This window comes from Xanthomonas sp. NCPPB 1638 (genome assembly GCF_041475635.2).
Taxonomy (GTDB): domain Bacteria; phylum Pseudomonadota; class Gammaproteobacteria; order Xanthomonadales; family Xanthomonadaceae; genus Xanthomonas; species Xanthomonas cucurbitae.
The window spans coordinates 4,307,976-4,328,163 of sequence record NZ_CM192984.1; the positions used below are offsets into that span (position 1 = coordinate 4,307,976).

The following is a 20,188-nucleotide window of genomic DNA, read 5'->3' on the forward strand; positions in this document are numbered from 1 at the left end:
GTATGGAAGCACCTACGGCGCTCAGCCTCGCATAGTTAACTTGTGACGTAGCTTGCATTTGATGATCTACCAACGTTCGTTGGGACCAAGGCAACTTGAGGTTATATGGTCAAGCCGCACGGATCATTAGTATCAGTTAGCTCAATACATTGCTGTACTTACACACCTGACCTATCAACCACGTAGTCTACATGGTTCCTTTAGGGGGCTTGTGCCCCGGGAAGTCTCATCTTGAGGCGCGCTTCCCGCTTAGATGCTTTCAGCGGTTATCGCTTCCGAACATAGCTACCCGGCAATGCCACTGGCGTGACAACCGGAACACCAGAGGTTCGTCCACTCCGGTCCTCTCGTACTAGGAGCAGCCCCTCTCAAACTTCCAACGCCCATGGCAGATAGGGACCGAACTGTCTCACGACGTTCTGAACCCAGCTCGCGTACCACTTTAAATGGCGAACAGCCATACCCTTGGGACCGACTACAGCCCCAGGATGTGATGAGCCGACATCGAGGTGCCAAACACCGCCGTCGATATGAACTCTTGGGCGGTATCAGCCTGTTATCCCCGGAGTACCTTTTATCCGTTGAGCGATGGCCCTTCCATACAGAACCACCGGATCACTAAGACCTACTTTCGTACCTGCTTGATCCGTCGATCTTGCAGTCAAGCACGCTTATGCCTTTGCACACAGTGCGCGATGTCCGACCGCGCTGAGCGTACCTTCGTGCTCCTCCGTTACTCTTTAGGAGGAGACCGCCCCAGTCAAACTACCCACCATACACGGTCCCTGATCCGGATAACGGATCTAGGTTAGAACGTCAAGCACGACAGGGTGGTATTTCAAGGATGGCTCCACTGCAGCTAGCGCCACAGTTTCATAGCCTCCCACCTATCCTACACAGACGAACTCAACGTTCAGTGTAAAGCTATAGTAAAGGTTCACGGGGTCTTTCCGTCTTGCCACGGGAACGCTGCATCTTCACAGCGATTTCAATTTCACTGAGTCTCGGGTGGAGACAGCGCCGCTGTCGTTACGCCATTCGTGCAGGTCGGAACTTACCCGACAAGGAATTTCGCTACCTTAGGACCGTTATAGTTACGGCCGCCGTTTACTGGGGCTTCGATCAAGAGCTTCGCCTTGCGGCTGACCCCATCAATTAACCTTCCAGCACCGGGCAGGCGTCACACCCTATACGTCCACTTTCGTGTTTGCAGAGTGCTGTGTTTTTGATAAACAGTCGCAGCGGCCTGGTTTCTGCGACCCTCTTCAGCTATAGCTCGCACGAGCCACCAAAAAGGGTGCACCTTCTCCCGAAGTTACGGTGCCATGTTGCCTAGTTCCTTCACCCGAGTTCTCTCAAGCGCCTGAGAATTCTCATCCTACCCACCTGTGTCGGTTTACGGTACGGTCTTCGTGAGCTGAAGCTTAGGAGCTTTTCCTGGAAGCGTGGTATCAGTGACTTCGCCATAAAGGCTCGTCTCGGTGCTCGGTCTTAAAGGATCCCGGATTTGCCAAAGATCCAAACCTACCGCCTTTCCCCGGGACAACCAACGCCCGGTACACCTAACCTTCTCCGTCCCTCCATCGCACTCACGCGAGGTGCAGGAATATTAACCTGCTTCCCATCGACTACGGCTTTCGCCCTCGCCTTAGGGACCGACTAACCCTGCGTCGATTAACGTTGCGCAAGGAAACCTTGGGCTTTCGGCGTGCGGGCTTTTCACCCGCATTATCGTTACTCATGTCAGCATTCGCACTTCCGATACCTCCAGCAGACTTCTCAATCCACCTTCGCAGGCTTACGGAACGCTCCTCTACCGCGCATAAAACAAGTTTTATGCACCCCAAGCTTCGGTTCACTGCTTAGCCCCGTTAAATCTTCCGCGCAGACCGACTCGACCAGTGAGCTATTACGCTTTCTTTAAAGGGTGGCTGCTTCTAAGCCAACCTCCTGGCTGTCTATGCCTTTCCACATCGTTTTCCACTTAGCAGTGAATTTGGGACCTTAGCTGTGGGTCTGGGTTGTTTCCCTTTTCACGACGGACGTTAGCACCCGCCGTGTGTCTCCCGGATAGTACGTACTGGTATTCGGAGTTTGCAATGGTTTGGTAAGTCGCGATGACCCCCTAGCCATAACAGTGCTCTACCCCCAGTAGTATTCGTCCGAGGCGCTACCTAAATAGCTTTCGAGGAGAACCAGCTATCTCCGGGTTCGATTAGCTTTTCACTCCTAATCACAGCTCATCCCCGTCTTTTGCAACAGACGTGGGTTCGGGCCTCCAGTACCTGTTACGGCACCTTCACCCTGGCCATGACTAGATCACCCGGTTTCGGGTCTACTGCCCGCGACTATGCGCCCTTATCAGACTCGGTTTCCCTTCGCCTCCCCTATACGGTTAAGCTTGCCACGAACAGTAAGTCGCTGACCCATTATACAAAAGGTACGCAGTCACTCTTGCGAGCTCCTACTGCTTGTACGCACACGGTTTCAGGATCTATTTCACTCCCCTCTCCGGGGTTCTTTTCGCCTTTCCCTCACGGTACTGGTTCACTATCGGTCGGTCAGGAGTATTTAGCCTTGGAGGATGGTCCCCCCATATTCAGACAGGGTTTCACGTGCCCCGCCCTACTCGTCTTCACTGGAGTGGCCCTTTTAAATACAGGGCTATCACCTTCTATGGCCAATCTTTCCAGATTGTTTTTCTAAAGCCATTCCAGCTTAAGGGCTGTTCCCCGTTCGCTCGTCACTACTTAGGGAATCTCGGTTGATTTCTTTTCCTCCGGTTACTTAGATATTTCAGTTCACCGGGTTCGCTTCCAGCAGCTATGAATTCACTGCAGGATACTGCCGAAGCAGTGGGTTTCCCCATTCGGACATTGCCGGATCAAAGCTTGTTGCCAGCTCCCCGACACTTTTCGCAGGCTACCACGTCCTTCATCGCCTCTGACCGCCTAGGCATCCACCGTGTGCGCTTATTCGCTTGACCATATAACCCCAAGTTGCCTCAGGGTCACATGCCGTGTTGTGTGGGGTACAAAGCCACCAACGCGAACATACGACTCAATTTACTTAGGGACTCGAAGTCCCCGCCTTAGCCTCAACGACACGTTTAGATAGATATCTCAAACGCTCGCTACGTCACAAGTTATAAAAGAACACGTACCAGCCTCAACGCTGATCCGTATAAATTCTTAAGTGTGCACTACATTCAGAGTGGTGGGTCTGGGTAGACTCGAACTACCGACCTCACCCTTATCAGGGGTGCGCTCTAACCACCTGAGCTACAGACCCGAAGTCTTTTCACTCAATATGGTGGAGCCTGTCGGGATCGAACCGACGACCCCCTGCTTGCAAAGCAGGTGCTCTCCCAGCTGAGCTAAGGCCCCAAAAGGGACTTCGCATACCGACCTGTGCCGGTATGAATCTCTGAATGCAGGTAATTTGTGAGGACGCCCGCAAGACGATGACGTCATGCTCAAAAGGAGGTGATCCAGCCGCACCTTCCGATACGGCTACCTTGTTACGACTTCACCCCAGTCATCGGCCACACCGTGGCAAGCGCCCTCCCGAAGGTTAAGCTACCTGCTTCTGGTGCAACAAACTCCCATGGTGTGACGGGCGGTGTGTACAAGGCCCGGGGACGTATTCACCGCAGCAATGCTGATCTGCGATTACTAGCGATTCCGACTTCATGGAGTCGAGTTGCAGACTCCAATCCGGACTGAGATAGGGTTTCTGGGATTGGCTTGCCCTCGCGGGTTTGCAGCCCTCTGTCCCTACCATTGTAGTACGTGTGTAGCCCTGGTCGTAAGGGCCATGATGACTTGACGTCATCCCCACCTTCCTCCGGTTTGTCACCGGCGGTCTCCTTAGAGTTCCCACCATTACGTGCTGGCAACTAAGGACAAGGGTTGCGCTCGTTGCGGGACTTAACCCAACATCTCACGACACGAGCTGACGACAGCCATGCAGCACCTGTCTCACGGTTCCCGAAGGCACCAATCCATCTCTGGAAAGTTCCGTGGATGTCAAGACCAGGTAAGGTTCTTCGCGTTGCATCGAATTAAACCACATACTCCACCGCTTGTGCGGGCCCCCGTCAATTCCTTTGAGTTTCAGTCTTGCGACCGTACTCCCCAGGCGGCGAACTTAACGCGTTAGCTTCGATACTGCGTGCCAAATTGCACCCAACATCCAGTTCGCATCGTTTAGGGCGTGGACTACCAGGGTATCTAATCCTGTTTGCTCCCCACGCTTTCGTGCCTCAGTGTCAGTGTTGGTCCAGGTAGCCGCCTTCGCCACGGATGTTCCTCCCGATCTCTACGCATTTCACTGCTACACCGGGAATTCCGCTACCCTCTACCACACTCTAGTGACCCAGTATCCACTGCAATTCCCAGGTTGAGCCCAGGGCTTTCACAACAGACTTAAACCACCACCTACGCACGCTTTACGCCCAGTAATTCCGAGTAACGCTTGCACCCTTCGTATTACCGCGGCTGCTGGCACGAAGTTAGCCGGTGCTTATTCTTTGGGTACCGTCAGAACAATCGGGTATTAACCGACTGCTTTTCTTTCCCAACAAAAGGGCTTTACAACCCGAAGGCCTTCTTCACCCACGCGGCATGGCTGGATCAGGCTTGCGCCCATTGTCCAATATTCCCCACTGCTGCCTCCCGTAGGAGTCTGGACCGTGTCTCAGTTCCAGTGTGGCTGATCATCCTCTCAGACCAGCTACGGATCGTCGCCTTGGTGGGCCTTTACCCCGCCAACTAGCTAATCCGACATCGGCTCATTCAATCGCGCGAAGCCCGAAGGTCCTCCGCTTTCACCCGTAGGTCGTATGCGGTATTAGCGTAAGTTTCCCTACGTTATCCCCCACGAAAGAGTAGATTCCGATGTATTCCTCACCCGTCCGCCACTCGCCACCCATAAGAGCAAGCTCTTACTGTGCTGCCGTTCGACTTGCATGTGTTAGGCCTGCCGCCAGCGTTCACTCTGAGCCAGGATCAAACTCTTCACTTAAAATTACAGACCCGAAGGTCAATACTCTTAGCTGCAGAAGTTCAACCACTGACAACTTATCGCTTGCAAAGCAATTAATATGTTGCTTTTTGATTAAACGTCTGCAAGATGGACAATCATCCTTCCTGCAGGCGTCCGCACAAATTACCTGCGCACACTGTCAAAGAACATTGGGAAGTGGCCTCAGCGCCGTTCCCGTCAGCTTCGTCGTTTCCGTCGAAGCGAGCCGCCCATTATAGCGGACTTTTTCTTGCCGTCAACACCTCAATCTCAGGTGGTTGACGCTGCTTCGTGTCGACCCGAAGGTTTTCTGCGAAGCGAGCCGGCCATATTAGCAGGCTTTTCATCCTCGTCAACCCCTCGTGAAGAGGAGGTTGCCGCTGCTCCACCTCAACCTGCCGAAGCAGCTTTCCGTGTAGCTAGCCGACCATCATAGCCGGGTTTTGCGTTTCGTCAACACCCTAACTTTCAGGGAATTTTCGAACCCTTCTGCGCTGTTGCCGCGTTTGCGGGTCCGTTGCGTCGGGGGAGGCGAACTATATGCCCACGAAACGGTTTTGGGAAGCCATTTGTGAAAAATATTTCACGAGCTTTCCTGAAACCTTGCGCTGCTCCGCAAACCTGCAGGCATTCGTGGTCTGAACATGCCATCGGGGCTGCGGCCTCCTCCTGATAAAGGAAGCGGCAGCCACTGGTGATTGCCGCTCTGCAGCAGCGTGGCGCGCCTTAGCTGTTGACCAGCACCACCCGGGCGAAGTTGCGCTTGCCCACCTGGATCACGCCTTCAAAACCCGGGCCGAACAGGCGCGCCGCATCTTCGATGACTTCGCCGTCGATCTTGACCGCGCGCTCCTTCAGCTTGCGCGTCGCTTCGGAATTGCTCGGCGTGAGGCCGGCTGAGGTCAGCAGACTGGCGATGCGCAGGCCCTCGGCCGGCACCGCGACTTCATGCAAGGGCAGCAGGCTGGTGTCGCCCTGCCCGGTCACCACGGCGTGCCAGCCGGCAATCGCCTGCTCGGCCGTGGCCGCGTCATGAAACCGCGTGGCCAATTCGCGCGCCAGGCGCAATTTGACATCGCGCGGGTGCAACTCACCGGTGGCGACCTGCTCTTTCAGGCGCGCCGCGTCGGCCACGCCGATCTCAAAGGAGAGCAGATCGATCCAGCGCCAGGCCAGCGCATCGCCGATCTTCATGGTCTTGGTGACGATGTCGATGGCCGGCTCATTGATGCCGATGTAGTTGCCCAGCGACTTGGACATCTTGGCCACGCCATCCAGGCCTTCCAGCAACGGCATGGTCAGCACGATCTGCGGGGCCTGGCCGTAATGCTCCTGCAGGCCACGACCCATCAATAGGTTGAACTTCTGATCGGTGCCGCCGAGCTCGACATCGGCCTTCAGCGCGACCGAGTCGTAACCCTGCACCAGGGGATAGAGGAATTCGTGGATGGCGATCGGCTGCTGGCCGGTGAAGCGCTTGGCGAAATCGTCGCGCTCCAGCATGCGGGCTACGGTGTGCTGGGCGGACAGCTTGATCATGTCCGCTGCGGTCATCTGCCCGAACCACTCGGAGTTGAAGCGCACCTCGGTGCGCTCGCGGTCCAGGATCTTGAAGACCTGCTCTTCATAGGTGCGGGCATTGGCCAGCACATCCTCGCGGCTGAGCGGTTTGCGGGTGACGTTCTTGCCGCTGGGGTCGCCGATCATGCCGGTGAAGTCGCCGATCAGGAAAATGACCTGGTGCCCGAGCTGCTGGAATTGCCGCATCTTGTTGAGCAGCACGGTGTGGCCCAGATGCAGATCCGGCGCGGTGGGATCGAAGCCGGCCTTCACCCGCAGCGGTACGCCCGATTTCAGGCGGGCTTCGAGCTGATCGAGCTTGAGGATCTCGTCGGCGCCACGGCCAATGAGGGCGAGGGATTCTTCGATAGTGGCCAACCACAGACTCCAGCGGCGCTTTGCCGTCAATAACGTGAATAATGTTAAACGCGAGTTAATTCCGCGCCAAGTGAAAATAATGAACAGGCTCAATGGTTTGACGCGCTGTTACAGCCTGTCTATGGTACCGGCGATTGGGCTCGCACTTCGAGCCATCGAGGACATTGAACGATGCAGAACTCCGAGCAGGGCCGTGCACGCAAGCGGCGCTTCCACGAACGCCTCCATGTTCTCCACGACACTGCACTGCATCGCAAGCTCAAGGCGCACCTGCCGGCCGCCTTCAACGGCCATTGGACTCGCCGTCACTGGATCCACGCCAGCCTGTTCGCCACCATCGGCGCGATGGTGGCGACCATCGTGCCCGGTTTCTCCAATGCGATCGACACCCCGCTGTCCAGCCACTCCACGCTGGCATTGCCCTTGCCGCCGCTGGTGCCCAGCCGCAAGCAGCTGGCGCCGAGTACCGAGTGGGAGATCCTGCAGGTCAAGCCGGGGCAGACGCTGAGCACCTTGTTCGGCGAATTGGGAATTCCGACCCCGGTGATGTACCAGGTGCTGTCGCATCCCGGCACCAAGGAGGCGCTGACCAAGCTGCACCCGGGCGCGGAAATCGCGTTCGACATGCCCACGCCCGGCCAGTTGCGGGCACTGCGCTTCGACCGCGACGACAGCCACCGGGTGGAACTGCGCCTGCTGGGCGACAACGTGCGCGAGAACGTAATCGAGCGGGCGACCACCAAACGCACGGTGGTGGCCAGCGGCGAGATCGCCAGCTCGCTATACGCCTCGGCCGACAAATCCGGATTGTCGCCGGCGGCGGTGGCGATCATGACCGACGAGATCTTCAAGTACGACATCGACTTCGACAAGGATCTGCAGCCGGGCGACCGCTTCAGCGTGGTGATGGATGAAACCTGGCGCGAGGGCGAGCGGATCAGTACCGGCGACATCCTGGCGGCGACGTTCACCACCGGTGGCAAGACTTACACCGGCTTCCGCTTCGAGCGCGCCGGCAAGCCGGCCGAGTATTACGACATCACCGGCCGGCCGCTGAAGAAGAGCTTCATCCGCATGCCGGTGGCGTATAGCCGCATCAGCTCCACCTTCGGCGCGCGCCGGCACCCGGTGCTGGGCACGATGCGCATGCACAAGGGTGTGGATTACGCGGCTGCTTCGGGCACGCCGATCATGGCGGCCGGCGATGCGCGGGTGGTGTTCGTCGGCACCCAGCGCGGCTACGGCAATGTGGTGATCCTGGACCACGGCAAGAACTACAGCACACTGTACGGCCACATGTCGCGCTTTGGCAAGATCAAGGCGGGCCAGCGCATCAACCAGGGCACGGTGATCGGCTATGTCGGCATGACGGGCCTTGCGACCGGCCCGCACCTGCATTATGAATTTCGCGTGGCCGGGCAGCAGCGCAACCCGATGTCGGTGACCATGCCGCCGCCGGAGCCGTTGCAGGGCACCGAACTGGCCGCCTTCCGCACGCAGACCGCACCGGCGATGGCGCGCATCGAAGGGATGGAAAAGCTGATCTACGCCGAAGCCGGCAAGCCGGCCAAGGGCAAGTCGCGCGGCTGAGCGCGGCCAGGCGCTGCGATTGCCGGCGGCAAACCGGCGGCACAGCGCCCGTAATGGAGCGGCCATCGGCGGGGAGTGAACAACGGGCGACACCGGTTGGTTGCTTCCCACGCCATCTCGCCACGACAGCAGTGCCCCGTCGCCGGTGCCAGGCGTGCCGGCAGAGGTGGACGCAGCCGATGACCACCGCTTTCGAACGCGGGAGCAGTTGACGACCCTGCTCCGGCTGCACAAGCTGGACGGCCGCGCATCTCTGGCTCCGGCATGCCTGCTTTGGAACACGTTGACTCCCCGCTTTACCTGGGCCTGATGTCGGGCACCAGCGCCGACGGCATCGACGCGGCGCTGGTGCGCTTTGCCGACGACAGCCATCGCCGCTGCGCGTTGGTGGCAGGCATCACGGTGCCGTGGGCGCCGGCGTTGCGCGAGCGGCTGGTTGCGCTGGGCCAGGGCGCGGAGACGGTCGCCATCGATGCACTTGGGCGGCTGGATGCACAGGTGGGGCTGGCGTTCGCCGACGCGGCCAACCAGCTCATCGCCGAGGCCGGGGTGGTGCACGCACGTATCCGCGCGATCGGCTCGCATGGGCAGACCATCCGCCACCGGCCAAACGGGGATCCGGCCTTTACCTGGCAGATCGGCGATGCCAGCCGGATCGCCGAGCACACCGGCCTGACCACGGTGGCCGATTTCCGCCGCCGCGATGTCGCTGCCGGTGGACAGGGCGCGCCGCTGATGCCGGCCTTTCATCTTGCCATGCTGGGGACGGGCGATGAAGACCGCGCGGTGCTCAACCTGGGCGGCATCGGTAACCTGACGCTGATCCCGCGCGAGGGCACGGTACTGGGCTTCGATACCGGGCCGGCCAACGCGCTGCTGGACAGCTGGTGCCAGCAGCATCGCGGCACCGCGTTCGACGCCGACGGTGCGTTCGCGGCCAGTGGCCAGGTGGATGCGCGCCTGCTGCAGGCGTTGCTGGCCGACCCATGGTTTGCGCTGGCGCCGCCCAAGAGCACCGGGCGCGAGCAGTTCCACCTGGCCTGGGTGATGCAGGCGATGGGCGATGCGCGCCTGCACCCGGCCGATGTGCAGGCGACCTTGCTCGAACTCACCGCAGCCACCGTGGCCGAGGCCTTGTTGCGGCTGCAGCCGCAGACCCGCCGGGTGCTGGTCTGCGGCGGCGGTGTGCGCAATCCGGTGCTGATGGCACGCCTGGCAGCGCGGCTGCCGGGGGGGGTGGTGGAATCCAGCGCGCGGCATGGGCTGGATCCGGATTATCTGGAAGCGATGGGGTTTGCCTGGCTGGCGGCCGAACTCCTGGCCGGGCGCCCGGCGAACCTGCCGTCGGTCACCGGCGCGGCGGGGCTCCGGCTACTTGGCGCAATCCATCCGGCATGAGCTGGATTGCCTGGAGGCGATGACCGGCGCTGTCTGGCCAATCCGACGCACTAGGGATTGGTGCCGGCCGGCAGCGCCTTGAGCGCGGCAATCGCTTCGGCCAGGGCATCGACTTCCGGATGCTGCAGGCCGCCGGTGACTTCGTATTCGCTGGCGAACAGCCCTTGTTCGAGCAGATGCATGACGGTCTGGTGCTGGGTCCAGCCCCGTGCGACGGAAATGCGCCGGATGCGGTCTACCAGCAGCGGATCGATGTCTCGCAACACCAGATCGGTCATGCCCTTCCTCGTGCGATGCAGTGCCCCGTCGGCATCATCGACAACCTTGAGGGCGGTTTCAATCCGGCGGCCTGTCGTGTGCCAGCAGGCGTGGCCAGAGCCAGGCCAATAGCAGCAGGGTCGGGATCACCGTCAGGGCACTGAGGATGAAGAAGGTGCTGTAGGACGTGGCCTGGACCAGAAACCCGGACACGCCGCCAGCGAACTTGCCCGGCAGATTGGCCAGCGATACCAGTAATGCGTATTGCGTGGCGGTGAAGTTGCGGTCGGTCAGCGACGACATGAAGGCCACCAGCACCGTGCCGGCGAACCCCTGAAACAGGTTGTCGGCGCTGAGCGCGGCATAGAACGCCCACAGCTTGCCGGGGTTGTGCGCCATCAGCAGGAACGCCAGGTTGGACAACGCCACCCCCAGCGCAGCCACCAGCAACATGCGACGGAAGCCGAATGCTGCCACTGCCGCACCGCCGGCAAACGCGCCCACGATTCCCATCCAGACACCGAACAGTTTGGAGACGGTAGCGATGTCGGCCTTGGTGTAGCCAGAATCCAGATAGAACGGCCCGGCCATGACGCCGATCACCTGGTCCGGGAACTTGTACAAACCCACGAACAGCAGCAGCACGACCCCCAACGCCACGCCATTGCCGGAAAAGAAGCTGGAGATGGGTTGCCAGAATGCTCCTGCCACATCCACGCGGCGGACCACCGTGGCGTCGGGTCGGTCGGGCTCGCGGCACACCAGCGTGGTGACGATCGGCAGCAGCATCAGCGCCGACATGCCCAGGTACGCCCAGGTCCAGCCGAGGTATTCGGCCATGTACAGCGCACCGGCGCCGCCCAGGATCAGGCCGATGCGGTACCCCAGGGTATAGGTCGCAGCCAGCGCTGCCTGCGCGGTTTCCGGCGCGATCTCGATGCGGTAGGCATCCACCACCGAATCCTGGGTGGCGCCCCAGAACGAGGCGAACAACACCCAACCGACCAAACCGGTGACGCTCAGATCCGGGCGCGAAAATGCCAGGGCGAACAGGCCAATGGTGACGCCGAGTTGCGCGACCAGCAGCCAGGAGCGGCGGCGGCCGAGAAAGGCCGTGAGCGGAAACGCGTAGCGGTCGATCAGCGGCGCCCACAGGAACTTGAGCTGATAACAAAAGCTGGCCAGGCTGATCAGGCCGATGCTACCCAGGTCCAGCCCGACGTCACGCAACCGTGTGGACAGCGTTTGCGAGGCGATCAGCAGGAACGGCAGGCCGCTACCGAAACCCAGCAATGCCATGGTCGCCGCCGATGGCGTGGCGAAGGCGTACCGGATGCCGCGCAGGCCTTTGTACTTGGGTGCGGGCTCGGTCATGCGTGCGACCGGTGGGATCGGATGCGGGTCGATACAGTACGGGCATTGTCAGCGACCGCAGCGCGGGCCGGGCTGACGCAAACGCACCATCGGCTCCCTGAAGGATCTGCAGCCATTACGCTGCGGCGGGCGATCACCCGCATGCGCGTGATGCCTGACTGCGCCACGCCACCGGACGCGCGCCAATTCCGAGTAGCGACACTCCCGCCCAGTCTCGCGCCGACCAGCTGTGCGGCCTCGCTCACAGCGCGTAATCCACGACATACGGTGCATGGTCGGAGAAGCGCTGCTCGCGGTAGATCGCGCAGGCCTGCAATGCCTCGCGCAAGCCGGGGGTGACCAATTGATAGTCGATGCGCCACCCCACGTCATTGGCGCGCGCGGCGCCGCGGTTGCTCCACCAGGTGTAGTCCTGGCCCTGCGGATGCAACACGCGGTAACTGTCGACCCAGCCGCGGCCGTCGGCGGCGCTGGCATCGCTTGGCGCATCAGCGCACAGGCCGTTGAGCCAGTCGCGCTCGGGCGGCAGGCAGCCGGAATTCTTCTGGTTGGACTTCCAGTTCTTGATGTCCAGCGCGGTGCGCACGATGTTCCAGTCGCCGCACAGCACGTACTGGCGGCCGCTGGCCAGCCATTCTTCCAGGATCGGCCGCAGCCACCGCATCACCTGGAACTTGTAGTCCTGGCGCAATTCGCCCGACGAGCCGGACGGGATATAGAAGGACACCACGCTGAGGTTGCCGAAACGCGCTTCGATGTAGCGCCCTTCTTCGTCGAACTCGGGCCAGCCCAGCGCGGTGCGCACCTCGTCGGGTTCGCGCCGGGCGTAGATCGCCACGCCGCTGTAGCCCTTCTTGGTGCTGGCATCGCGAAACCAGGCCTTGTAGCCGGCCGGCAGGAATTGGGGCCCGGCCAGCTGGTGCTCCTGGGCCTTGGTCTCCTGGATGCACAGCACATCCGCGTCCTGGGCGACAAACCAGTCGAAAAAGCCCTTGCTGGCGGCCGATCGCAGGCCATTGGCGTTGAAACTGATGATGCGCATGGGCGGGAATGGGGAATCGGGAATGGAGAATCGTAAAGCCTACCCCACGGACGTCTGGAAGGCTGCTGGCGCGCGATGCGTTTACCATTCCCGATTCCCCATTCCCCATTCCCCCCCATGACCGACCACCGCACCCGTTTCCTGCAGCTGGCCCTGGATGCCGATGCCTTGCGCTTTGGCGAGTTCACGCTCAAGTCCGGGCGGCTCAGTCCGTATTTCTTCAACGCCGGGCGCTTCGATTCCGGGGCCAAGACGGCGCAGCTGGCGCAGTGCTACGCCGATGCGATCGACGCGGCCGGGGTGGAGTTCGACCTGGTGTTCGGGCCGGCCTACAAGGGCATCCCGTTGGCGACGGCGCTGGCCTGTGCCTACGCCGGACGCGGCCGCGATCTGCCGCTGGCGTTCAATCGCAAGGAGGCCAAGGACCATGGCGAGGGCGGCAGCCTGATCGGGGCGCCGCTGGCCGGACGCAAAGTGTTGATCGTGGACGACGTGATTACCGCCGGCACCGCGATCCGCGAGGCGCTGGCCATCATCCGCGCGGCCGGTGGTACCCCGGCCGGCATCGTGGTGGCGTTGGACCGGCAGGAGATCGCTTCCGAGCAGGACCGCCGCTCGGCGGCGCAGGCGGTGGCGGCCGAGGCCGGTATTGCGGTGATTGCGGTGGCCAACCTCGCCGATCTGCTTGCTTTTGCGGCAGGAAACGCCGACCTTGTCGGCTACCGGGAACCGCTGCTGGCCTATCGTGGCCGCTATGGAACCGACACCACGGGCTGACGGCAGGCGACAGGGGGCTGCGATGATGCCGAAATACATATCTTTGGCCATGCTCGCCGCCGTCATGGCGGCCCTCGCCGCCGCGCCTGCCACCGCGCAGGACAAGGCGGCAAAGAAACTGTATTGCTGGAATCAGAACGGCGCCCGGGTGTGCAGCGATACGCTGCCGCCGGAGGCGGTGAACCAGGCGCGCGACGAGTTCAACGCCAAGAGCGGGCTGCGCAGCGCCGAGGTGCAGCGGGCCATGAACAGCGACGAGCGCGCCGCCGCTGCGGCCAGCGAACAGCAGCGCCAGGCCGACCTGGCCGCCGACCAGATGCGCAAGCGCACCGACCAGGCGATGCTGATGTCGTATCAAAGCGAGGACGACCTGCGCCGGGTGTTCAACGAGCGCATCGCCATCGTGGACAACAATATCCACACCGCACGCTTCAACGTGACCAGCCTGCGCGAGGGACTGGCCAGCCTGCTGCGCGCCGCCGGCGACCGTGAGCTGGCCGGCCAGGCGGTGGCCGACAAGCTGGCCGGCGACATCCAGCAACGCCATCGCGAACTGCTGGCGCAGTTGCGCCTGCAAACCAGCTTCGAGCAGCAACGGGTGGCGCTGGACGGGGAGATCACCGACATCCTGCAACGCTACCGCGCCATGCAGGCCCCGGCCGGCACCGCCGCGCCTGCCGGCTGACCCGCAGCGGTCATTCCCGCGCGCGCGCCGCCGCTGCGGGCGGCATTTCCCGATCCGACGCCCTGCCCGCATAATGGCTGGTCTTACTCCTTGCCCACGAGGCTCTCCCGCATGGCCCGGATCATCGCCATTGCCAACCAGAAAGGCGGCGTCGGCAAGACCACGACGGCAGTCAATCTGGCGGCCGGCCTGGCGCGCGCGCCCAAGCGTGTGTTGCTGGTGGATCTGGACTCGCAGGGCAACGCCACCATGGGCAGCGGCATCGACAAGCGCGATGTGGCCGCCTCCACCTGCGACCTGCTGCTGGGCGAAAACACTGCCGCCGAGATCCGGGTGACCGCGCCGGAAGGCTTCGACCTGCTGCCGGGCAACATCGACCTGACCGCTGCCGAAATCCAGCTGATGGACCAGGGCGAGCGCGAGCAGCGGCTCAAGCGCGCGCTGGCACCGATCCGCGACGACTACGACTTCATCCTGATCGACTGCCCGCCGGCGCTGTCGCTGCTGACGCTCAACGCGCTGACCGCCGCCGATTCGATCATCGTGCCGATGCAGTGCGAGTACTACGCGCTGGAAGGGTTGACTGCGCTGCTGGAAACCATCGAAGCGCTGCGCGCCAACCTCAACCCGGCGCTGGAGATCGAAGGCGTGCTGCGCACCATGTTCGACATCCGCAACAACCTGGCCAACGCGGTGTCGGCCGAGCTGACCGAGCATTTCGGCGACAAGGTGTTCCGCACCATCGTGCCGCGCAACGTGCGCTTGGCCGAGGCGCCCAGCCATGGCCAGAGCATCGTGGGCTATGACCGCACCTCGCGTGGCGGGGTGGCCTACCTGGGCCTGGCCGGCGAGATCGTGCGCCGCCAGAACGACCGCAACAAGGCCGTCCGGCCCGTGGAGACCGTCTGATGAGCAAGCCGCCGCTGGCAAAGAAGCGCGGCCTGGGCCGCGGCCTGGAAGCGCTGCTGGGGCCCAAGGGTGCGGCCGCCGCGTCGGCACCGGCCGGTGCCGACGCACAGGCCTTGCAGCCCGGCGACACCCTGCGCACCTTGGCGGTGACCCAGCTGCAGCCGGGCAAGTACCAGCCGCGCCGGGAGATGGACGAGGTCAAGCTGGCCGAGCTGGCGGAGTCGATCAAGGCGCAGGGCGTGATCCAGCCGATCGTGGCGCGCGCGCTGGCGCCGGGGCAGTTCGAGATCGTGGCCGGCGAACGCCGCTGGCGCGCCTCGCAGCTGGCCGGGCTGAGCGAGGTACCGGTGGTGGTGCGCGAGCTGGACGACCGCACCGTCATCGCGATGGCGCTGATCGAGAACATCCAGCGCGAAGACCTCAATCCGCTGGAAGAAGCGCAGGCGCTGCAGCGGCTGATCGACGAATTTTCGCTGACCCATGCCGAAGCCGCCGGCGCGGTGGGACGTTCGCGTGCATCGGTCTCCAACCTGCTGCGACTACTGGAATTGCCGGTGGCGATCCGGGTGCTGCTGGAAACCCGCCGCCTGGAAATGGGCCATGCGCGTGCGCTGCTCACCCTGGCGCCGGAACTGGCCAGCAAGCTGGCGCAGGAAGCGGCCGACCAGGGCTGGTCGGTGCGCGAAGTCGAACATCGCGCGCAGCAGTTTGCCGCCGGCAAGGTGCCCGGCGCGCTGCGCCGTGGCAAGCCGGCGCCAGTGGCGCCGCAGGCGGATATCGCCTCGCTGGAAACCGAACTGTCCGAATCCCTGGGCACCAAGGTGGTGTTCAATCACGGCCGCGGCGGCAAGGGCAAGCTGGTGATTCATTACACCGATCTGGACACGCTGGACGGTGTGCTCGAACGCCTGCGCATGCAGCGCAGCTGAGCGCTGTTGCGCCTCCAACAGGATCCTCGCCGGCAATGAATCCCGCCAAGGTGGACCGCCAGCATCTGCTGCAACTGACCGACCTACCCAACGTCGGGCCGGCCTGCGAAAAGGATCTGCGCCTGATCGGCATCCGCGTGCCTGCGCAGCTGCGCGGTCGTGATGCCTACGACATGCATGCGCAGCTGTGCCTGCGCACCGGCGTGCTGCACGACCCCTGCGTGATCGATGTGTTCCTGTCGATCGTGCGCTTCATGGAAGGCGGCGCGGCGCAGCCGTGGTGGGCGTTCAGCGCCGAACGCAAGGCCAAGCTCGCCAGCGAAGCACCGCTCAGCATAAGGTGAATCGCGTCACTGACGTGTTGCAGCCATCACCAGGAGCACTAAACCGCATGAGCAAAGAATATGACCAGATCAGCCGGGGCGGCAGCGCGATGCTGCTGCACGCGCAGGAAAAGGATTTTGCACCGGCACGTGGCCAGGCATGCATCGAGCAGATCAGCGCGCATATCGAACAGCATCTGGGGCCGATCTCAAGCGTATTGCACGAGATCATCTCCGACGCCGTGCACCTGGATGTGCATGTGGTGCCCGCCAGCGAGGACACCCCTTACCTGCGACTGGTGACCTCGGGCATGAGCGACTTGCCGATGCCCTTGCCAGACGGCGTGGAGGCACCGCAGTACGTGGAGCTGATGCTGAGTCTTCCGGCCGATTGGCCGATGCAGCAAAGCAACCTTGAAGACCCACGCCACTACTGGCCGATTCGCCTGCTCAAGAGCCTGGCACGGCTGCCGCACAAGTTCGACACCTGGCTGGGTTTTGGCCACACCATTCCCAATGGCCATCCGGCCGAACCGTATGCGCCGGGCGTGCGCTTCGACGGCGCGATCGTGCTGCCGCCGGTCAGCACACCCGAAGAGTTCGGCCACTTGGTCATCGATACCGAAAAGACCATCGTGTTCATGACGATCGTGCCGCTGTATCCGGAAGAAATGGCGCTGAAGCTGGAGGAAGGCAGCGACGCGTTGCTGGATCGCTTCGATGCCAGAGGAATTCAAGACATCATTACGCTCAATCGCGTCAACGTCGCCAAGAAGCGTTTCGGGTTGTTCTGATGCGCCCGCTTTTTTGCCCGACCGCTGCAAGCTTTACGGGACAACTCGTATGACCATTCTCGTCACCGGCGCTGCCGGCTTCATCGGTGCCTACACCTGTCGCGCGCTGGCTGCACGCGGTGAGGCGGTGGTGGGACTGGATAACTACAATAGCTACTACGACCCGCAACTCAAGCGCGACCGGGTCGCGGCGCTGTGCCCGGAGATCGACATCCGCACGCTGGATCTGACCGACCGCGATGGCCTGGCCGCGCTGTTCGAACAGATCCAGCCAACCCGCGTGATGCACCTGGCCGCGCAGGCCGGGGTGCGCTATTCGCTGGAAAACCCGCATGCCTATGTCGACAGCAACCTGGTCGGCTTCGTCAACATGCTCGAGCTGTGCCGGCACCGTGGCGTGCAGCATCTGGTGTATGCCTCCAGCAGCTCGGTGTACGGCGATTCGGCCACCCCGCCATTCTCCGAAGACCAGCGCGTGGACCAGCCGCGCTCGTTGTATGCCGCGACCAAGGCCGCCAACGAACTGATGGGCTACATCTATGCGCAGTTGTACGGCCTGCGCGCGACCGGGCTGCGCTTTTTCACCGTGTACGGCCCGTGGGGCCGGCCGGACATGGCGCCGCTGATCTTCAGCCGCGCGGTGCTGGCCGGGCGCCCGATCGAGGTGTTCAACCACGGCAGGATGCAGCGCGATTTCACCTTCGTGGACGACATCGTGGCCGGCGTGCTTGGCGCGCTGGACACGCCCAGCGACGCGCCGGTGCCGCACCGGGTGTTCAACCTGGGCAACCACACGCCAGTGGAGCTGGAGACCTTCATCGAGGTGATCGCCCAGGCCGCCGGTCGCCCCGCCGAGAAGGTCTACAAGCCGATGCAACCGGGCGACATGATCCGCACCATGGCCGACACGCGGCGCGCGCAGGCAGCCTTCGGCTTCGATCCGGCCACGCCGGTCGAGCACGGGCTGCCGCAGGTGGTGGAGTGGTGCCGGCACTACTTCGGCGAGCGCGCCTGAGCGTTTCGCGGCGCAGGTAACGCATCGGGCCAGGAGCGCCCGATCGCGCCCTTGCAGCCCGTACACTGGAGCAGATGGCACCTCCCTGGCTGCCGTCTGCGTGCCGCGGCAAGCGCGGCAGCCCTGCATGCGCAAGGCTACTGGTGCGCCTGCCGGTGCGACTGATGCGCACAGGCTTCATGCCTGGCTCAGACGCTCAGGGCACAATGCGCGATCTTTTTTGCTCTGCCCTCCTCCGGCCACCACGAATCCATGAGCCAACCTCAGCTTTCCGTCGTCGTCCCGGTGTTCAACGAGCGCGACAACGTCGCGACCCTGGTCGGCGAAATCGTCGCGGCGTTGCGCGGCCTGGTGGCCTTTGAAATCGTCTATGTCGATGACCATTCGCGCGACGACACGCTGGCTGTCCTGCAAGGCCTGAAGAGCACCACGCCAGAACTGCGCGTGCTGCATCACGTCACCCAGAGCGGCCAGAGCACGGCGGTACGCAGCGGGGTCAAGGCCGCGCGTGCCAGCTGGATCGCCACCCTGGATGGCGATGGCCAGAACGACCCGGCCGACATTCCCAAGTTGCTGGTGGCACGCAGCCAGGCGCAGCCGCAGGTCAAGCTGTTCGCCGGCTGGCGGGTCAACCGCCAGGATTCGGGCTCCAAGCGCTGGGCCAGCAAGTGGGCCAACGCGATCCGCTCGCGCATGCTGCAGGACAACACCCCCGATACCGGGTGCGGTATCAAGTTGTTCGAGCGCGACGCGTTCCTGGACCTGCCCTATTTCGACCATATGCATCGCTACCTGCCGGCGCTGATGCAGCGCGCCGGCTGGCGCACGGTGAGCGTGCCGGTGAACCACCGCCATCGCACCGCCGGCGTGTCCAAGTACACCAATCTCAATCGCGCACTGGTAGGCATCCGCGACCTGCGCGGGGTGGCGTGGCTGATTACCCGCAGCAAGCGCACCGCGGTGGAGGAGCGTTGATGGACACCAGCTTGCTGGACCAGCCGCTGACCTGGCTGTACTGGACCGGTATCCATGTCACTGGCTGGAAGTTGATCGGCTATGTGGGCGCGCTGATGTTCGGCGGCCGCTGGCTGGTGCAGTTCGTGGCCTCCAAGCGCGCTGGCAAGCCGGTGATCCCGCGGCTGTTCTGGTACATGAGCGTGGTGGGCAGCCTGATGACGCTGAGCTACTTCGTGTTCTCGGCCAAGCAGGATTCGGTGGGTGTGTTGCAGAACCTGTTTCCGGCGTTCACTGCGTTCTACAGCCTGTATCTGGATGTGAAGCATCGCGGCTGGAAGCGCGATCGGGCTGGGCATTGAGGGGCTGGGAATGGGGAATGGGGAATGGCGGTAAGCGGTAAGCGGTAAGCGGTAAGCGGTAAGCGGAATGTTGGTGCTGGCCGGCAGGTATGGCTGATCCGCAGTGGAGCGCGGCGCTTATTCGTACACGGCGTTGCGCAAACGGCCGACGCCTCGGTGCGCGGTTGGATGATGTTGCTGCCCTGGCGGCATGGGCAGGCTGTGGGCATGCCCAGTGCGCCCCTCCTTCGCTCCGTTTTCATGCCGATTCCCACTGCGGTGTATTGGCATCTATGCCTGCCCACCCACCAAGGCGTGCCGTTGTTTGCGGACTGGCGCTGCGCGCGCGCGGCTGCGGCCACGTTGGCGATGGCGCGCCATTGGCACGGTGCGCAGTTGCTGTGCTGGGTGCTGCTGCCACAACGCTGGTGCGGCTTGCTGCAGGCACCAGGCAAGGCCGGCTTGTTGCAACTGGCGGGCGCCGCACGGGTGGCAGCCGGCGACGCGGTCAATCGTGCGCGCGGGCGCGGCGGCACGGTCTGGCAACCGGCCATGCAGGCGGCAGCGCTTCCGGCCGAGATTGATCGCCGGCAGTTCGCGCGCAGCCTGGTGGCGTTGCCGTTGCGCGCCGGGCTGGTCGACCGGATCGGTGCGTATCCGTATTGGGATGCGGTATGGCTGCAGCGCGACGGCCTGCAGGCCAAAGCGCCACCGGTTGCGGCCAATGGCCTGCACCTGCATGCAGTGGCCGGCAGTGCCGGTAGCGGCCGTAGCGAGTGCTGAGCATGCCGATGCGATGCGCCCGCTTCGCCGCTGCTCTGTCAAGCCGCGTGCAA

The 20,188-nt window shown here is 62.8% G+C and carries 16 protein-coding genes, 2 tRNA genes and 2 rRNA genes; 12 read left to right on the forward strand and 8 right to left on the reverse strand.

Features of this window, described 5'->3' with window-relative positions; genetic code table 11:
* Window positions 1-105 precede the first annotated feature (105 nt).
* The 5 genes from ACCQ13_RS18710 to tyrS all read right to left on the reverse strand — a co-directional run bounded on the left by ACCQ13_RS18710 (window position 106) and on the right by tyrS (window position 6,963).
* A 23S ribosomal RNA gene (locus tag ACCQ13_RS18710) occupies window positions 106-2,986 on the reverse strand.
* Between the two features lie 228 nt (window positions 2,987-3,214).
* Window positions 3,215-3,291: transfer RNA gene (locus ACCQ13_RS18715), tRNA-Ile, on the reverse strand.
* Window positions 3,292-3,310: 19 nt separating this feature from the next.
* Window positions 3,311-3,386, reverse strand: a tRNA-Ala gene (locus ACCQ13_RS18720).
* A gap of 92 nt (window positions 3,387-3,478) precedes the next feature.
* Window positions 3,479-5,025: ribosomal RNA gene (locus ACCQ13_RS18725) — 16S ribosomal RNA — on the reverse strand.
* The 16S and 23S rRNA genes sit together here with 2 tRNA genes alongside, the layout of an rRNA operon.
* Before the next feature lie 726 nt (window positions 5,026-5,751).
* Window positions 5,752-6,963: a tyrosine--tRNA ligase gene (tyrS, locus tag ACCQ13_RS18730; protein WP_104605539.1), complete on the reverse strand. Its 1,212-nt coding sequence runs from the start codon at window positions 6,961-6,963 to the stop codon at window positions 5,752-5,754.
* A 171-nt stretch (window positions 6,964-7,134) separates the two neighbouring features.
* Here tyrS and ACCQ13_RS18735 point away from each other — a divergent pair, with 171 nt between their 5' ends.
* A complete protein-coding gene (locus tag ACCQ13_RS18735) occupies window positions 7,135-8,553 on the forward strand; it encodes a M23 family metallopeptidase (protein WP_159407750.1) in 1,419 nt (472 codons plus the stop codon).
* Window positions 8,554-8,817: 264 nt separating this feature from the next.
* Window positions 8,818-9,951 (forward strand): anhydro-N-acetylmuramic acid kinase, encoded by a 1,134-nt coding sequence (locus tag ACCQ13_RS18740; protein ID WP_159407751.1) that lies wholly within the window; start codon window positions 8,818-8,820, stop codon window positions 9,949-9,951.
* 50 nt (window positions 9,952-10,001) lie between these two features.
* Here the strand turns inward: ACCQ13_RS18740 and ACCQ13_RS18745 are convergent, their stop codons facing one another.
* From ACCQ13_RS18745 to ACCQ13_RS18755, 3 genes are all read right to left on the reverse strand, one after another.
* A complete protein-coding gene (locus ACCQ13_RS18745) occupies window positions 10,002-10,229 on the reverse strand; it encodes a hypothetical protein (RefSeq protein ID WP_104605525.1) in 228 nt (75 codons plus the stop codon).
* Between the two features lie 58 nt (window positions 10,230-10,287).
* Entirely contained in the window at window positions 10,288-11,583 is a 1,296-nt protein-coding gene (locus ACCQ13_RS18750; RefSeq protein WP_167526966.1) for an AmpG family muropeptide MFS transporter, read from the reverse strand.
* Between the two features lie 241 nt (window positions 11,584-11,824).
* Window positions 11,825-12,625: an exodeoxyribonuclease III gene (locus tag ACCQ13_RS18755; protein WP_104605527.1), complete on the reverse strand. Its 801-nt coding sequence runs from the start codon at window positions 12,623-12,625 to the stop codon at window positions 11,825-11,827.
* Between the two features lie 117 nt (window positions 12,626-12,742).
* On the opposite strand from ACCQ13_RS18755, the gene pyrE reads away from it, so the two are divergent.
* The 10 genes from pyrE (at window position 12,743) to ACCQ13_RS18805 (ending at window position 20,135) form a co-directional block, all read left to right on the forward strand.
* Window positions 12,743-13,402: an orotate phosphoribosyltransferase gene (pyrE, locus tag ACCQ13_RS18760; protein ID WP_159407752.1), complete on the forward strand. Its 660-nt coding sequence runs from the start codon at window positions 12,743-12,745 to the stop codon at window positions 13,400-13,402.
* 25 nt (window positions 13,403-13,427) lie between these two features.
* Entirely contained in the window at window positions 13,428-14,087 is a 660-nt protein-coding gene (locus tag ACCQ13_RS18765; RefSeq protein WP_167527025.1) for a hypothetical protein, read from the forward strand.
* A gap of 111 nt (window positions 14,088-14,198) precedes the next feature.
* Window positions 14,199-14,996 carry a ParA family protein gene (locus ACCQ13_RS18770; RefSeq protein WP_104605531.1) on the forward strand — a complete coding sequence of 266 codons (798 nt, stop codon included), beginning with the start codon at window positions 14,199-14,201 and terminating at the stop codon, window positions 14,994-14,996.
* Window positions 14,996-15,925 carry a ParB/RepB/Spo0J family partition protein gene (locus tag ACCQ13_RS18775; RefSeq protein WP_104605533.1) on the forward strand — a complete coding sequence of 310 codons (930 nt, stop codon included), beginning with the start codon at window positions 14,996-14,998 and terminating at the stop codon, window positions 15,923-15,925. The genes ACCQ13_RS18770 and ACCQ13_RS18775 overlap by 1 nt, the downstream gene beginning before the upstream one ends.
* 35 nt (window positions 15,926-15,960) lie before the next feature.
* A complete protein-coding gene (locus ACCQ13_RS18780; protein WP_159407753.1) occupies window positions 15,961-16,269 on the forward strand; it encodes a helix-hairpin-helix domain-containing protein in 309 nt (102 codons plus the stop codon).
* A gap of 47 nt (window positions 16,270-16,316) precedes the next feature.
* On the forward strand, window positions 16,317-17,042 hold the full coding sequence (locus ACCQ13_RS18785) for a suppressor of fused domain protein (RefSeq protein ID WP_159407754.1): 726 nt from the start codon (window positions 16,317-16,319) through the stop codon (window positions 17,040-17,042).
* 49 nt (window positions 17,043-17,091) lie between these two features.
* Window positions 17,092-18,057: an SDR family NAD(P)-dependent oxidoreductase gene (locus tag ACCQ13_RS18790; RefSeq protein WP_159407755.1), complete on the forward strand. Its 966-nt coding sequence runs from the start codon at window positions 17,092-17,094 to the stop codon at window positions 18,055-18,057.
* A gap of 252 nt (window positions 18,058-18,309) precedes the next feature.
* A complete protein-coding gene (locus ACCQ13_RS18795; RefSeq protein ID WP_104601819.1) occupies window positions 18,310-19,032 on the forward strand; it encodes a glycosyltransferase family 2 protein in 723 nt (240 codons plus the stop codon).
* A complete protein-coding gene (locus ACCQ13_RS18800) occupies window positions 19,032-19,373 on the forward strand; it encodes a lipid-A-disaccharide synthase N-terminal domain-containing protein (protein ID WP_104601820.1) in 342 nt (113 codons plus the stop codon). Before ACCQ13_RS18795 ends, ACCQ13_RS18800 begins: the two co-directional genes overlap by 1 nt.
* Window positions 19,374-19,544: 171 nt before the next feature.
* Window positions 19,545-20,135 carry a hypothetical protein gene (locus ACCQ13_RS18805; RefSeq protein WP_372372431.1) on the forward strand — a complete coding sequence of 197 codons (591 nt, stop codon included), beginning with the start codon at window positions 19,545-19,547 and terminating at the stop codon, window positions 20,133-20,135.
* Window positions 20,136-20,188 lie beyond the last annotated feature (53 nt).